Source organism: Arcticibacter tournemirensis, assembly GCF_006716645.1.
In the GTDB taxonomy this organism is placed as follows: domain Bacteria; phylum Bacteroidota; class Bacteroidia; order Sphingobacteriales; family Sphingobacteriaceae; genus Arcticibacter; species Arcticibacter tournemirensis.
On sequence record NZ_VFPL01000001.1, the window covers coordinates 3,396,820 to 3,411,238 of the forward strand.

9 protein-coding genes are annotated in these 14,419 nt (G+C 42.2%); 5 read left to right on the plus strand and 4 right to left on the minus strand.

Annotation, left to right across the window (positions count from 1 at the left end; all coding sequences use genetic code 11):
* The first annotated feature begins 101 nt into the window (after positions 1–101).
* Positions 102–1,712, plus strand: coding sequence for a CTP synthase (locus BDE36_RS14310; protein ID WP_141815419.1), 1,611 nt, complete (start codon positions 102–104; stop codon positions 1,710–1,712).
* 27 nt (positions 1,713–1,739) lie between these two features.
* A complete protein-coding gene (gene yidC, locus BDE36_RS14315) occupies positions 1,740–3,584 on the plus strand; it encodes a membrane protein insertase YidC (protein ID WP_128767506.1) in 1,845 nt (614 codons plus the stop codon).
* Positions 3,585–3,794: 210 nt separating this feature from the next.
* On the opposite strand, the gene BDE36_RS14320 is transcribed toward yidC, so the two are convergent.
* Positions 3,795–4,976 carry an MFS transporter gene (locus BDE36_RS14320; protein ID WP_128767507.1) on the minus strand — a complete coding sequence of 394 codons (1,182 nt, stop codon included), beginning with the start codon at positions 4,974–4,976 and terminating at the stop codon, positions 3,795–3,797.
* Positions 4,977–5,033: 57 nt separating this feature from the next.
* Here BDE36_RS14320 and queG point away from each other — a divergent pair, with 57 nt between their 5' ends.
* Positions 5,034–5,999: a tRNA epoxyqueuosine(34) reductase QueG gene (queG, locus tag BDE36_RS14325; RefSeq protein ID WP_141815420.1), complete on the plus strand. Its 966-nt coding sequence runs from the start codon at positions 5,034–5,036 to the stop codon at positions 5,997–5,999.
* 6 nt (positions 6,000–6,005) lie between these two features.
* Here queG and BDE36_RS14330 read toward each other — a convergent pair whose 3' ends face one another.
* On the minus strand, positions 6,006–7,016 hold the full coding sequence (locus BDE36_RS14330; RefSeq protein WP_141815421.1) for a 3'-5' exonuclease: 1,011 nt from the start codon (positions 7,014–7,016) through the stop codon (positions 6,006–6,008).
* 183 nt (positions 7,017–7,199) lie between these two features.
* Here BDE36_RS14330 and BDE36_RS14335 point away from each other — a divergent pair, with 183 nt between their 5' ends.
* Together BDE36_RS14335 and BDE36_RS14340 are read left to right on the plus strand one after the other, a co-directional pair.
* Complete coding sequence (locus BDE36_RS14335; RefSeq protein WP_141815422.1) at positions 7,200–9,176, plus strand: DUF3857 domain-containing protein; 1,977 nt, start codon at positions 7,200–7,202, stop codon at positions 9,174–9,176.
* Entirely contained in the window at positions 9,173–11,074 is a 1,902-nt protein-coding gene (locus BDE36_RS14340; protein ID WP_141815423.1) for a DUF3857 domain-containing protein, read from the plus strand. The genes BDE36_RS14335 and BDE36_RS14340 overlap by 4 nt, the downstream gene beginning before the upstream one ends.
* Before the next feature lie 24 nt (positions 11,075–11,098).
* Here BDE36_RS14340 and BDE36_RS14345 read toward each other — a convergent pair whose 3' ends face one another.
* The gene (locus tag BDE36_RS14345; RefSeq protein WP_141815424.1) at positions 11,099–11,674 is read right to left on the minus strand and encodes a C40 family peptidase; all 576 of its coding nucleotides are present in this window, start codon (positions 11,672–11,674) and stop codon (positions 11,099–11,101) included.
* A 15-nt stretch (positions 11,675–11,689) separates the two neighbouring features.
* Positions 11,690–14,299, minus strand: a complete 2,610-nt coding sequence (mutS, locus tag BDE36_RS14350; protein ID WP_128767513.1) for a DNA mismatch repair protein MutS — start codon at positions 14,297–14,299, stop codon at positions 11,690–11,692.
* Between the last annotated feature and the right edge of the window lie 120 nt (positions 14,300–14,419).

Here is a 14,419-nt window from a genome sequence, read left to right on the forward strand (position 1 = left end):
CCTTTCGGCTTTGAGCTTTTTTACATAACTTTGTAACCCGTACAAAAGCATGATCGGCCTGCGATAAAAAGCAGGTATTTCATGAAAACCCATCAATAATCATGACCAAATATATTTTTGTTACGGGCGGCGTAACTTCGTCGTTAGGAAAAGGCATAATTTCTGCTTCATTAGCTAAACTTTTACAGGCACGCGGCTATCGTGTTACAATTCAAAAGTTTGATCCCTATATCAATATTGATCCGGGAACACTTAATCCCTATGAACACGGTGAATGTTATGTTACGGAAGACGGAGCGGAGACCGACCTTGACCTTGGTCATTACGAACGTTTTTTAAACGTTCCCACATCGCAGGCGAACAATATTACCACCGGCAGGATCTACCAGAATGTTATCAACAAAGAGCGGGAAGGCGCTTATCTTGGGAAAACGGTACAGGTTGTACCGCATATTACGGATGAGATCAAACGTAATATTAGGATCCTGGGTGAGAACGGACAGTACGACATCGTGATCACTGAGCTCGGTGGTACGGTAGGCGACATTGAGTCGTTGCCTTATATCGAGGCTGTAAGGCAGTTCAGATGGGAAACCGGTGCAAATAATTCCCTGGTTATTCATCTTACATTAATTCCTTTTCTTGCAGCCGCTGGCGAACTGAAGACCAAACCAACTCAGCACTCTGTAAAGATGTTACTGGAATACGGTATACAACCGGATATACTTGTCTGCCGTACAGAACACCATCTGTCTGCTGATCTGAGACGTAAAATTGCTTTATTCTGTAACGTCAATATTAACGCAGTTGTCGAATCAATCGATGCTTCAACTATTTACGATGTACCTCTTCTAATGCTCAAAGAGCAGCTTGATAAGACTGTTCTTGCCAAGCTGAAGCTATCCCATAAAAATGAGCCGAACCTTGAAAACTGGAAGAACTTTTTAGGACACCTGAAGAACCCGACATCCGAGATCCGCATCGGACTTGTGGGTAAATACGTGGAGCTGCCCGATGCTTATAAATCTATCAATGAAGCATTTATTCATGCAGGTGCGAGCAACGAGTGTAAGGTAAAGGTTGTATGTGTGCATTCTGAAAGTATTACAGACGAAAATGTTGAGGAGCGGCTGGAAGGGATGCACGGAGTTTTGGTTGCCCCTGGATTCGGAAACCGTGGGATCGAAGGTAAAATCACAGCGATAAAGTACGTGAGAGAGAACAATATTCCATTCTTTGGAATTTGTCTTGGAATGCAGTGTGCAGTGATTGAATTTGCCAGAAACGTACTTGGCCTTACCGGCGCTCATAGTACTGAAATGGATGAAAATACCCCCTACCCGGTTATATCCATGATGGAAGAGCAGAAAAAGATAAAAAATAAAGGAGGAACAATGCGCCTTGGCGCTTATACCTGCGACCTTAAAAAAGGAACTAAAGCTGCGCTGGTATATGGTAAGCCACAGATATCTGAGCGCCACCGCCACCGCTTCGAATTTAACAACGAATATCTGAAACAGTATGAAGATGCAGGAATGATCGCATCGGGTATTAACCCCGATAACAATCTTGTAGAAATTATGGAGTTAAAACATCACAATTTTTTTCTGGCTGCGCAATTTCATCCGGAATTAAAATCAACGGTTGCTAATCCTCACCCACTTTTTGTTAACTTTGTCGCCGCTTCTTTGGCATTTGCCAGAAAAAAATAATATTTAGAAAGAGGATATCAGCAAATAATGGATAGAAACACGTTCACAGGGCTATTTTTAATCTTAATTATTCTTATTGGGTTTACGTATCTTACTAAGCCTTCGGAAGAAGAGATCAAGAGAGAGAGAATAGTACAAGATTCTATAGCCCGTTCAAAAACAACAAAAGATACAGCGGCTATTGCTGCTAATGCGTCGCCGGTCAAAAAGGATACTACACCCACTGTTGATTCTGCAGTGTTGGGCGGGCCTTTCGGCCCAGCCAATCAGGGCACAGCATCAACGGTAGTTCTTCAGAACGAACACCTGAAAGTTAATCTTAGCACCAAAGGAGGCAGAATTGCATCGGTAGAATTAAAGGAATATAAAACCTATGATAAGAAACCTGTAATTCTTTTTAACGAAGAAGAAAGTAATTTTGGATTGGTATTTAATGCAGGTAATGCCGTTATCAGTACAAAAAACCTTTACTTCATTCCTTCCGCCAGCCAGTTGACTGTAAGCAGCAAGGATTCAGGAGCGGTTACCATGCGCTTAAATTATTCACCGGAACAGTATATCGATTATATTTACTCTTTAAAGGGCGGTAGTTATAAGGTAGATCTCACTATTGTTACCAAAGGACTGCAGAAGGTGATTTCACCTACTCAGCCTCTCTCTCTAAACTGGGAAGCGACTTTAAGACAGAAAGAAAAAGACCTTAATAGTGAACACCGCTATTCAGGCGCCTATTTTAACCACGCCGAAAACGAAGTTGATCATATTGGTACTACCAAAGATGAGAAAAAAGATCTTGGCGAAGACGGTAAGATCAAATGGATCTCCTTTAAACAACACTTCTTTTCCAATGTGCTGATTGCCAGGAACGGATTTGATAAAGGAACGCTTTCTGTTACCACATCCTCTGCCCCTGGTATTGTAAAATCGTTTGCAGCCAGTATGCAGCTCGCAGCCCCTAAACAGGATGTGAACACGTATCCTCTTGAGTTTTATTTCGGACCAAACCGCTTTACTACTTTAAAGTCTCAGGGATATGACCTTGAACGTCAGATTGACCTGGGATGGGGCCCGCTGAAATGGATCAACAGGGTTGCTGTAATTCCGCTTTTCAATGGTCTGGAGGCGCTTGGATGGGGATATGGTTTAATCATCCTCGTTTTGACTATCATCTTAAAGCTTGTTCTTACTCCGCTAACGTATAAATCTTACCTGTCTATGGCCAAGATGCGTGTGCTAAAGCCCGAGATGGATGAAATAAAAGCGAAAGTTGGCGAAGACAACGCAACATTGCTCCAGCAGGAATACCTTAAGCTCTATAAGAAAGCAGGAGTAAATCCCCTTGGTGGTTGTATCCCGATGGTATTACAGCTGCCAATAGTAATGGCCTTCTTCTTTTTCTTCCCCAACCTCTTTGAGCTAAGGCAGGAAAGCTTTTTGTGGATGAAGGATTTGTCGACATACGACTCGGTAATCAACTTTGCCAAAATACCGTTGATCAACGTTGACCACATTAGCTTAATGTGTTTACTGATGACCCTTTCAACTCTGGTAATCACCTACTTCAATAATCAGACGTCCGGTGCAACAGGCCAGATGAAATATATAGGTTATATCACACCGGTAATTTTCCTTGGTGTGTTGAACAGCTACCCTGCAGGTTTAAATTACTATTATTTCCTCGCTAACTTATTAACGTTTGTACAGCAAATGATTATACGGCAGTGGGTGAATGATGATAAGATTCACGCCCGTATTCAGGAGAATAAAAAGAAGCCAACTACCGAAAAGAAGAAATCAAAGTTCCAGCAACGCATGGACGACTATATGCGTCAGCAACAAGCTAAGGCAAAGGAACAACCTAAGAAAAAATAAAACAGGTTTAACAACTGAAAGCAGACTGCTTTCAGTTGTTATTCTTAAAATCATCCCGTTTACGTAACTCCTTCACCAGATAAACCCTTCATCAACAGATCCACACCTGGCTTGTTAAAAGAGTTAATTGAGTTATTGAACGCCGTTTCAGGCTTTCAACCTTACGCTGTCAACTCTTAACTTTATTCTGTGAGGAAGCCTAAAAAGACACTATTGTCTGTCCTTCTTCATCAGCTTTTTCCTCTTTACTAATACATAAAACAGCGCTATAAATGTAACCCCAGCTGAAAGGTAGAAGTTTAAGGGAATGTTACTGATAACATCCTGATAGATCCAGCCTGCGAATAACGCTCCGAGGCCAATACCGGCCTCAAGTGCGATATACATCGTTGCCATTGCTTTTCCGCGGCGATCGGGATGACTCAGGTCGGCGGTCCAGGCATTGGTTGCCGGCGACAATACACCGGTAGCAATGCCATAAACTACAGAAGCTACAAGCAACATGCCGACGGAGGTTGCATACCCTATCAGGATGAAAGCCACTCCAAGAATAAATAAAGCCACTATAATTACCTTGACGCGTCCATACTGATCTGACACTTTTCCTGCCACAAAGCGGATAAGCAAAGAAGATATCGTAAAGGTCATGAAGAACAAGCCTTTGTTCGCTATCCCGAGGTGATCAGCCCAGTCTGGCACCAGCGTGAGCAAGACGCCATAACCCATATACGAGAGGAATGTTACCAGGGCAGCGGGAAGTACTCGGCCCTCAATGATCTCATTTGGAGAGATCTTTAGAAGTGAAAAGCTAAACTTATGCTTAATCTTCACCGTCTCTTTCATGTTCATGAGAATAACGATAGACATGAGAGCAAAAAGCGAGGAGCAATAAAACAATACATTTATGGAATAATATGCTGTAATAGCGCTTCCTATAGCCGGCCCTATAGCCATTCCTGTACTAAAACACAATCCATGGATTCCGATTGCTTCTCCCCAACGACTTACAGGAATAATATCCGCGACATATGCAGCTGTTGCGGTAGGTTTAAATCCGGTCGAAAACCCATGCAGTAAGCGCAGAAAAAGAAAACCAGAAACGGTGGTTAACACAGGATAAAGGAACCCACAAACAAAACATACTATTGATCCAACCGCCATTACCGGTACACGTCCTATAGTATCGGTTAGCTTTCCGCTGAAGGGTCGTGATATGCCAGCCGTTACAGTGAACAATGCGATAATTAGACCTTTATATTCCGCTCCTCCCATGGCGCTTAGGTAAGCCGGAAGTTCAGGGATGAGCATGTTAAAGCTGGCCGAGAAAAGCAGAGAACTGAGGCAAAGAAGGCCGAACGACCAATTGTATATAGGGTGATGTTGTCGCAACATAATGAAGGCGCAAAAGTAAGAACTATCCGAATAAATTATTAGCTATCTTTGTATTATATGTTTACCAATGCAACGAAATACAGCAAACTCATTAAGGATGAAGCTTTAAAGCTTGGATTTATGTTCTGTGGTATTTCAAAAGCTACCTATCTTGAAGAGGAGGCTCCACGACTCGAGGCATGGCTTAGTCAGGGCAAGCATGGTAAAATGGCATACATGGAAAACCACTTCGATAAGCGACTCGATCCACGTAAGCTGGTAGAAGGTGCAAAGTCGGTAATTTCGTTGGGACTTAATTATTATACCGATGCCCAACCAATCGACACCATGGCCCCGAAAATTTCTAAATATGCTTATGGCAAGGATTATCACGATGTTATTAAAGAAAAGCTGAAAGAACTGTTTAAGATAATGTCTGATAATATAGGCGATATAGGAGGACGCGCATTTGTAGACTCTGCACCGGTTCTTGACAGGGCGTGGGCCAAAAGGTCCGGACTGGGGTGGATTGGCAAAAACTCAAACCTCATCAACAAGCATAGCGGATCATTCTTCTTTCTGGCAGAATTAATTGTAGACCTGGAACTGGAATATGATATGCCCCTCGCCAAAGACCACTGTGGCACCTGTACCCGGTGTATTGATGCCTGCCCTACCGAAGCTATTGTAGCTCCACAAGTTGTTGATGGTAGCCGATGCATCTCCTATCTCACCATTGAGCTGAAAGAAGAGCTGCCAATTGAATTTAAAGATAAGATGGATAACTGGATGTTTGGATGCGATATCTGCCAGGACGTTTGTCCATGGAATCGTTTCTCTACCCTGCATAATGAAGCTGCGTTTACACCGCATCCATCCTTGCTTGACATGAATAGAACCGAATGGGAGGAGATCACAGAAGATATATTTCAACAGCTATTTAAAGGATCGCCTGTCAAACGAACGAAATTTACCGGACTAAAGAGAAATATCGATTTTCTGAGAACTCTCGAAAATGTCCCCTCCTTTACAGAAGGGGACTAAAATATCTTATTTACCGAACTTCTGTTTTAAAAGCTCAAGCATATCAGTTGTAATAGGCTCTGCTTTTTCTTTCTTATATTCGGGTCTGGGATTGTTAGGTTTAAAATCTCTCTTTTGAAACTGAGGTCTTGGTGCAGCTTCTGGTTGCGGCGCCTTCGCATCGGGCCTGTCTATCACAACCGTTTTCTCAGTTTGCTGTTTAATAATCACCTTCTTTTCGTTCCAACGTATCCAGATTTTTTCAAGGCATCGTTTGGTATAAAGGGGAAAATCTCCCTGCTGCATCCACGAATAATAACTTGGTTCTGCATGAAAAACATCTTCAACGCATTTACCTTTATGTTTACCAAAATTAAACACTTCTATACCGTCTTCATTGAACACAATCCTGCCGGCAAAGTCAACCGGCCTGCTCAAATTCGTAAAAGTGTGCAGTGCGTCAATGTCGTTCTTAACAGGAACAGAAATGTTTCCTTTTTTATCTTCCCATTCCTTGTCTTTATATTTATCCAGCTGCGCTAGTAATACTTCATAGGTTGCGAGTGTATCAGCTTCGGCCGAATGAGCATTTTCTATCTTTTTGCCGCAATAAAATTGGTAGGCTGCTTTCAGCGTACGCTGTTCCATCTGGTGAAAGATATTCTGAACATCCACAAAACGCCTGCTTTCGAGATCGAACTCTACCCCCGCACGAAGAAATTCCTCCATCAGCATAGGGATGTCAAACTTGTTTGAGTTGTAGCCGGCAAGATCGCAGTCGGCCAGAAACTCTGCAAAGTCTGCAGCAACCTGCTTAAATGAAGGTGCATCCTTTACGTCTTCATCAAAGATACCATGTATCATTGACGTTTCGTAAGGGATAGACATCTGCGGATTGATTCGCGAGCTTTTCATTTCCTTTGAACCGTCGGGCGATACCTTAAGTATTGCTATCTCAACAATTCTGTCTAATCCAATAATGGTACCCGTGGTTTCGAGATCGAAAAAAGCAATCGGACGTGTAAGATTAAGATTCATTACTAATTTGTTAAAGGCAGAAGAGCTCCTGCCCTGCTTGCTGTTTTACAAAAGTCGGAAATTTATATCAGATAATTCAGTTCTGTGTGATTTTGATTTTTAACGCTTTAAATATTTTACCCATAAAAATTTGAAATACAATAATCACTACCTATCTTTCACCAACCAAATATCCTTATTTCAATGAACAAGTTTTTACTTATCATGGTAGCAGTAATAAGCACCACTTATGCTGTTGCCCAACCTGAAGAATTTCCTTTTGCCAAACCTACCCCAGCCGAGTTTGACTTAAAGAAGTATGATCGTGATACCACTGCAAATGCAGTAGTTTTGAGAGAATACGGTACAGCCTACATCAGTACAAATGTGGATCTGCGCCTTGTTTTTGAATACCATGTCCGCATTAAAATATTTAATGAAAAGGGGTTTAATGCAGGAGATGTAAAGATCCGGCTTCACAAAAATGACAATAACACATTTGAGACTGTCGGTGATATAGAAGCGATTACGTTTTACCCAGACGACCAGGACCTGATCAGGAAGAGCGTTCTGGATCCGAAACAAATATTTAAGGAAAACAGTAATAAATATACTGATGTTACAAAATTTGCCATGCCTAACCTTCGTTCCGGCTGTATTATTGAGTATAAGTACCGCTTAGAATCTCCCTTTATTCACCACTTTCGCAGTTGGGAATTTCAGGCGGAAATCCCTAAGATCTACAGCGAGTATTTCGTCCGTATCCCCGCGGTATTTAATTACAATATCTCTCTCCGTGGCCCCTATAAACTCACTAAAAACACGGGGAGAGTCGAAAAAGATTGTTATAGCGGAGGCGGCTTTAAGTCAGACTGTTCTGCTATGACTTATGTGATGGAGAATGTGCCCGCCTTTGTCGAGGAAGATAATATGACTTCCCCCGCGAATTTCCTGTCGGCTATGTATTTCGAGCTTTCTGATTATGTAGACCCTCGCGGCATTACGCACAAGTTGACTAAAGAATGGAGCAGCATTGACCAGGAAATGAAATCATACGAGTCTTTTGGAGGACAGCTAAAGAAGAGAGATTATTTCAAGGATAAATTAGCCCAGGTTACTGGCGGAATAACCGACCCTTTAGCCAAAGCAAAGGCGATATACAACCATATGCATACATGGTTCAAATGGAACAATTTTTATGGCATCTATAGCGATAACGGAATAAAAAAGGCCTACGAAAGCCATACAGGCAATGTTGCAGATATTAACCTTTCGCTTACTGCATTCATGTTAGCTGCCGGTTTGGATGCCGAAGCCGTTATGCTTTCTACACGAAGAAACGGGCTTATAAACAAGCTGTTTCCGGGAACAAGCGACTTTGACTACGTGGTTTCAAAAGTGAATATAGCGGGCCAGTCGTACCTTCTGGATGCGACGGAACCTCTTCTACCATGGGGACTGCTTCCCATGCGTTGCATCAACGATCAGGGCCGTGTAATGAGCCTTAAAAAACCATCTTACTGGATCGATCTGAAGGCCTCACAAAAGGACCAGAAAACATATACACTTGCACTAACCCTGCAGGAGGACGGAAAGCTAACCGGAAAGATCACCTTTATATCTTCGGGATATGCGGCATATAAGAAAAGGAATTCTATCAAAGCAAATAACTCCTTAGAAGAGTATGTAGAAAAGCTGGAAGAGCGATGGCCCAAAATGAAGATCCATAAATTCAATATCGTAAACGTCGACTCGCTGGAAAAACCAGTTTACGAAGAATACGAAGTGGAAACGAATGCATTCGATAACCTCAACAAAGAGAAATTATTTTTCAATCCCTTCATATTAGATCGCATTTCAGAAAATCCCTTTAAGCTGGCTGAACGAAGCTACCCCGTTGACTTAGGTGCAGCGTCGGAAACCAGAGTAAATATGCAGCTAACCTTCCCTGCTAAGTTTGAGGTCGCAAGTAAGCCGGAGACCGTCGGACTGGCGTTGCCAAATAAGGGTGGTAAGTTTGTAATGCAGGTTAGCGACGAGGGGAATGTGCTTAGTTTGTATCAGTTCACCCAACTCGACAAATCGGTTTATGACGCCAGTGAATATCCTTATTTAAAGGAATTATTTAATAAAATAGTGCTATCTCAAAAGGCCGACATTGTGTTAAAGAAAAAGATATGATCCGATTTGTAATCGCTTTCCTTGCCTTATTTATCTGTAATGCAACTATGGGACAGGAAAACTACGCCGTTTCGGCTATTCCGAAAGCCTTACTTACACGTGCCTCTGCGGTAATAAGAAACGACGAGCTGACGATACAGGTAAATGGACTTGATGACGTCACCCGCCATAGAAAAACAGCTGTGACGATTTTAAACAGCGCGGGCGATGATGAATCCCAGATTGTATTGTTTTACGATAAAAACAATCAAATAAAGTCTTTGAAAGGCATAATTTACAATGAGTTCGGGCTTCCTGCCGGCAAGTTCGGTGAAAAGGACTTTAAGGATATGAGTGCCGTCTCCGACGGCACTCTATACCAGGATGACCGGGTTAAAGTATTTGAGCCGGCACAGACGACCTATCCCTATACCGTTGTTTACGAGTATGAAATAAAGTCGAAACAAAGCCTGTTCTTTCCGCGATGGAAGCCGGTAACGTCAACCGGCGTGTCCATAGAGAAAAGCTCGCTCCGCTTTATTTGTCCTCCCGACTTTACCCTTCGGCATCAGGAGATCAATTACCCCGGCAAACCAGATGAAAGTACAGGCAAGGATACCAGGATCTTTACCTGGCAGGTAAAAGATGTTCAGGCTATCCGGTCTGAGCCTTTTAGCCCCGATCCTGAACGATTTATGACGTCTGTTAAACTCGCTCCTGAGAGCTTCGCCTATCGCGGCTTGAAAGGCCGTTTCAGCAACTGGACCGAATATGGAAAATGGATGTATGAAAATCTGCTGCGCGAAAGAGAAGCATTACCCGAAACCACAAAGTTATTTATAAATGAGCTAGTTAAAGATATTCCGGATCCGAAGGCAAAGGCAAAAAAGATCTATACTTACATGCAGGATAAGACAAGGTATATCAGCGTCCAAATTGGGATTGGCGGCTTCCAGCCCTATCCGGCAGCTGATGTAGATCGCTTAAGTTACGGCGATTGTAAAGGCCTTGTGAATTATACGAGAGCGCTCTTAAAAGCTGTAAATATTGAATCCTATTATTGCATAGTAAATTCCGGGTCTTTTAAAAAGGATGTATCAACCGACTTTGCCAGTATCAACGACGGCGATCATATTATTCTATGTCTGCCATTTAAAAATGACACAACGTGGCTCGAATGTACCAACAAACGTATTCCTTTTGGTTTTCTCGGTGATTTTACGGACGACAGACTTGTATTAGCCTGTACACCGGATGGGGGCAAATTGCTGCGTACACCGAAATTTACCTATTCGGATAACAGGCAAACCCGGAAAGCCAGCTTCTCCCTTGAAGAGAACGGCAATCTGAAAGGTAGTATTACTACGCGTTTTGAGGGCACTCAATACGACAATCATGATATTCTTGAAGAAGAGCCCTTTAAAGAACAGGTAAAGCACTTAGCTAAATTGTATTCCATTCCAAATTTTGACATTCATTCACTTGAGTTTAAAAAAGAAAAAGACGTTAAGCCGGTCACAATAGAAAATATAAATTTTTCATCGAGGGAGTACGCTTCTTTAAGTAACGGTCGTATGTATTTATCAATGAATGTGTTGAATAAAGAAGATCATACAATTCCGGACATTCGAAATCGAACAAACCTTGTTTATATTAACCGGGGGTTTCTGGATGAAGACGAGTACATATTCGAAATTCCAGCAAAGTTAAAGGCGGAACATATCCCAGGAAATACCGTTATAGAGAAACCTTTTGGGAAATACTCGGCTGTTATATCAATAAAGGGCAATGTTATAACCTATCATCGTACCTTGCAGTTTAATGAAGGAACATATCCAAAGGAGCAGTATAGCGACTTGGCAAAGTTTTATCAGGATATTGTCGAGGCTGATAACTCCAGGCTGGTACTAAAACTGTAATGTATCAGAAGGTATTTTATTAAGCTACCTCGGCCTTTCAGGATAATTGACTGATTTGTTGTCATCGACAGAACCGCAACGTGAAAAGTACTTATAATACCAGGGATCTTTTAAATCACTGATAATTACACCGCGACTGGTAGATACGTGAACAAACTTATTGTTATGGAGGTATATTCCCACGTGATCAAATTTCTTACCACTGAAATCAAAAAAAACAAGGTCTCCTTCTTTTAGTTCTTCCTCGTATTTACGTTTTACAAAATCAGCCATTCCACTTGCAGTCCGCGGCATGGTCCGGTTATAGATCTCCTTCTGAAGAATTGTCGTGAAGCCTGAACAATCTATACCTCCTTTGTCCATCCCGCCGGCCCGGTGAGGAACGCCCATCCACGAATCAATGAACTTATATAGTTTTTCATTAGTAATTTCGTTCTCGGGTATGTTAAGCAGAACTGAATAACGCTCTTTAACAGTCCCAGAAACGTTCTTTCCTCTAAGTCCCGACGCATCAGTGATAACCTTCCTGGTTTTGCATGAAGACAAAACGATACAGAATATAAAAAAAAGAAAGATCGCGGGCCGTTTAAAAATTACCATATCAGCACTTTAAATTTATCCTTTCAGTATCCTTTGTATATCATCAAGCTTCATCAAAGCCTCCACCGGCGTAAGCGTATTTACGTCGAGATTATTAAGCATATCTCGTATTTTCACTAAAACCGGGTCATCAATAGAGAACATCTGCAACTGGTAGGCCTGCTGTTGCACCTTTTTTATGCTGTCTTTTATATGCTCGCCACCTGTGCGCTCCTGTTCGAGCCTTTTTAAAATTTCGTTGGCGCGGTTTATGAGCTTTGGCGGCATGCCGGCCATTTTAGCTACATGGATACCGAAACTGTGTTCGCTCCCTCCCGGAACCAGCTTACGGAGAAATATGACCTTGTTACCAACCTCTTTAACAGAAACATTATAATTTTTTATCCTGTTAAAAGAACCTGCAAGTTCATTTAACTCATGGTAGTGTGTTGCAAACAACGTTTTTGCCTTCGCTGTGGGATGGTTATGAAGAAATTCGGCAATAGCCCATGCAATGGATATACCATCGTAAGTGGATGTTCCGCGACCAATTTCATCAAGTAATATCAAACTCCTGTCCGACAGGTTATTCAGAATACTTGCGGTTTCGTTCATTTCGACCATGAACGTAGATTCTCCCGACGATAAGTTGTCAGAAGCCCCTACCCTGGTAAAGATCTTATCCACCAGCCCAATGCGGGCTTCTTTCGCAGGTACAAAACAACCCATCTGAGCCATCAAAACGATTAGTCCGCTTTGACGAAGCAAAGCCGATTTACCGGCCATGTTAGGACCGGTTATGATAATGATCTGTTGCGTTTCGTTGTCGAGATATACATCGTTCGTTATATAATCCTCCCCAACCGGTAAATGTTTCTCAATAACAGGATGCCGACCGCCTTTTATGTCCAGCAGGTTATCTTCTGTGATTTGCGGTTTTACATAAAAGTTCTTCGTAGCAACAGTAGCAAAACATAATAAAACGTCGAGCTGAGCTGTTAGCTGGGCATTTAGCTGAATAGGCTTAATATACTCTGATAAAGTATATACCAGCTCATTATATAACCTCGTCTCCAGGCTAAGAATCTTTTCCTCTGCACCGAGGATCTGTTCTTCATATTCTTTCAGCTCGGGAGTAATGTACCGCTCGGCATTTACAAGCGTTTGTTTACGGATCCAGTCAGAAGGAACCTTGTCTTTATGAGAATTCGTTACCTCCAGATAATAGCCAAAGACATTGTTGAAAGCTACTTTCAAAGACGGAATGCCGGTAGCCTCTGCTTCTCTTTTCTGAATTTCAACCAGATAACCTTTCCCGCCGAACGCTATTTTCCGAAGGCGATCAAGTTCTTCGTTTACACCAGATGATATGACGCCTCCTTTTGCGATCATTACCGGGGGCTCTGCGTGAAGTTCCTTTTCTATTTTCTCCCGTATAAGGACACAAGGATTGAGCTGTTCTCCAATGGTTTTAAGTGACTCGCTTGAAGAAGATGTGCAATAGTTTTTGATATTTTCAATAGAGTACAGAGCCTTTTTAAGCTGGCAAACCTCTCTTGGATTGGCTTTCTGAAGGCCTATTTTGGAGATCAGGCGTTCCAAATCGCCTATCTGCCTTATCTCCTGAAGCAGGTTTTCGCGTAATTCTTCATTTTGAAGAAGGAACTCTACAACATTTAGCCGGTCTTCAATAGGCTTACGTTCCTTTAGTGGCATAATGATCCACCGTCTTAACATACGGGCCCCCATAGGCGAGCAAGTATGATCAAGCACATCAACCAGAGTTACAGCATTTTCATTTGCCGATCCAATCAGTTCAAGGTTCCGGATTGTGAAACGGTCGAGCCACATGTATTTCTCTTCCTCGATCCGGGCAACCGATGAAATATGTTGCAGGTTGCGGTGTTCTGTTTCATTCAGGTAATGCAGTGCCACTCCCGCTGCGATAACTGCTAACGAAAGCCTCTCGATACCAAATCCCTTCAGCGACTTTACCTCAAAATGCTTAAGTAAACTTTCGTAAGCATAGTCGCCTGTATAGGCCCATTCATCAAGTGCATAAGTATAAAAACGATCACCATACGTTTCGGTAAACTCTTTGTACCTGCTCTTTGGAAAAATAACTTCACTGGGCTTAAAACTCTGAAGGAGCTTATCAATATAGTCGCTATTGCCCTGTGCAACAAGGAATTCACCCGTTGATATATCTATAAACGCAATTCCGGCGCTATTTTTCTCAAAGAATAGCGAAGCAAGATAGTTATTCGATTTTTGCTGAAGTATGTTATCGCTATAAGAAACTCCAGGGGTAACAAGTTCTGTCACTCCGCGTTTAACGATGGTCTTTACCGTTTTCGGATCTTCAAGCTGATCGCAGATAGCGACTCTTTGCCCGGCCCTTACCAATTTCGGAAGGTATGTTTCGAGTGAGTGATGCGGGAAGCCTGCCAGCTCGATATGCGAAGCAGAACCATTGGCCCTTTTGGTAAGAACAATACCTAAAATACCGGATGCTTTTATCGCATCCTCCCCGAATGTTTCATAAAAATCACCTACCCTGAATAACAATAAGGCACCTGGGTATTTCGCCTTAATGGTATTGTATTGCTGCATTAACGGGGTTTCTTTCGTAGTGCTCTTTGCCAAGCGGTTCTCCTTTTTAAACCTGCTAAGTTAATTTATTATGTTTATCCCTTCTGTTTTTGTTGAAAAATGAATGAATGTGGAAAGGGTGGATGCAACCTGCTTTAACAATAAATCGTCTTT

Coding starts and splice junctions, on each gene's coding strand:
- yidC (WP_128767506.1), top strand. CDS start 1,740: ATGGATAGAAACACGTTCACAGGGCTATTTTTAATCTTAATTATTCTT.
- BDE36_RS14320 (WP_128767507.1), bottom strand. CDS start 4,976: ATGTTGCGACAACATCACCCTATATACAATTGGTCGTTCGGCCTTCTT.
- BDE36_RS14345 (WP_141815424.1), bottom strand. CDS start 11,674: ATGGTAATTTTTAAACGGCCCGCGATCTTTCTTTTTTTTATATTCTGT.
- BDE36_RS14310 (WP_141815419.1), top strand. CDS start 102: ATGACCAAATATATTTTTGTTACGGGCGGCGTAACTTCGTCGTTAGGA.
- BDE36_RS14335 (WP_141815422.1), top strand. CDS start 7,200: ATGAACAAGTTTTTACTTATCATGGTAGCAGTAATAAGCACCACTTAT.
- BDE36_RS14340 (WP_141815423.1), top strand. CDS start 9,173: ATGATCCGATTTGTAATCGCTTTCCTTGCCTTATTTATCTGTAATGCA.
- BDE36_RS14330 (WP_141815421.1), bottom strand. CDS start 7,016: ATGAATCTTAATCTTACACGTCCGATTGCTTTTTTCGATCTCGAAACC.
- queG (WP_141815420.1), top strand. CDS start 5,034: ATGTTTACCAATGCAACGAAATACAGCAAACTCATTAAGGATGAAGCT.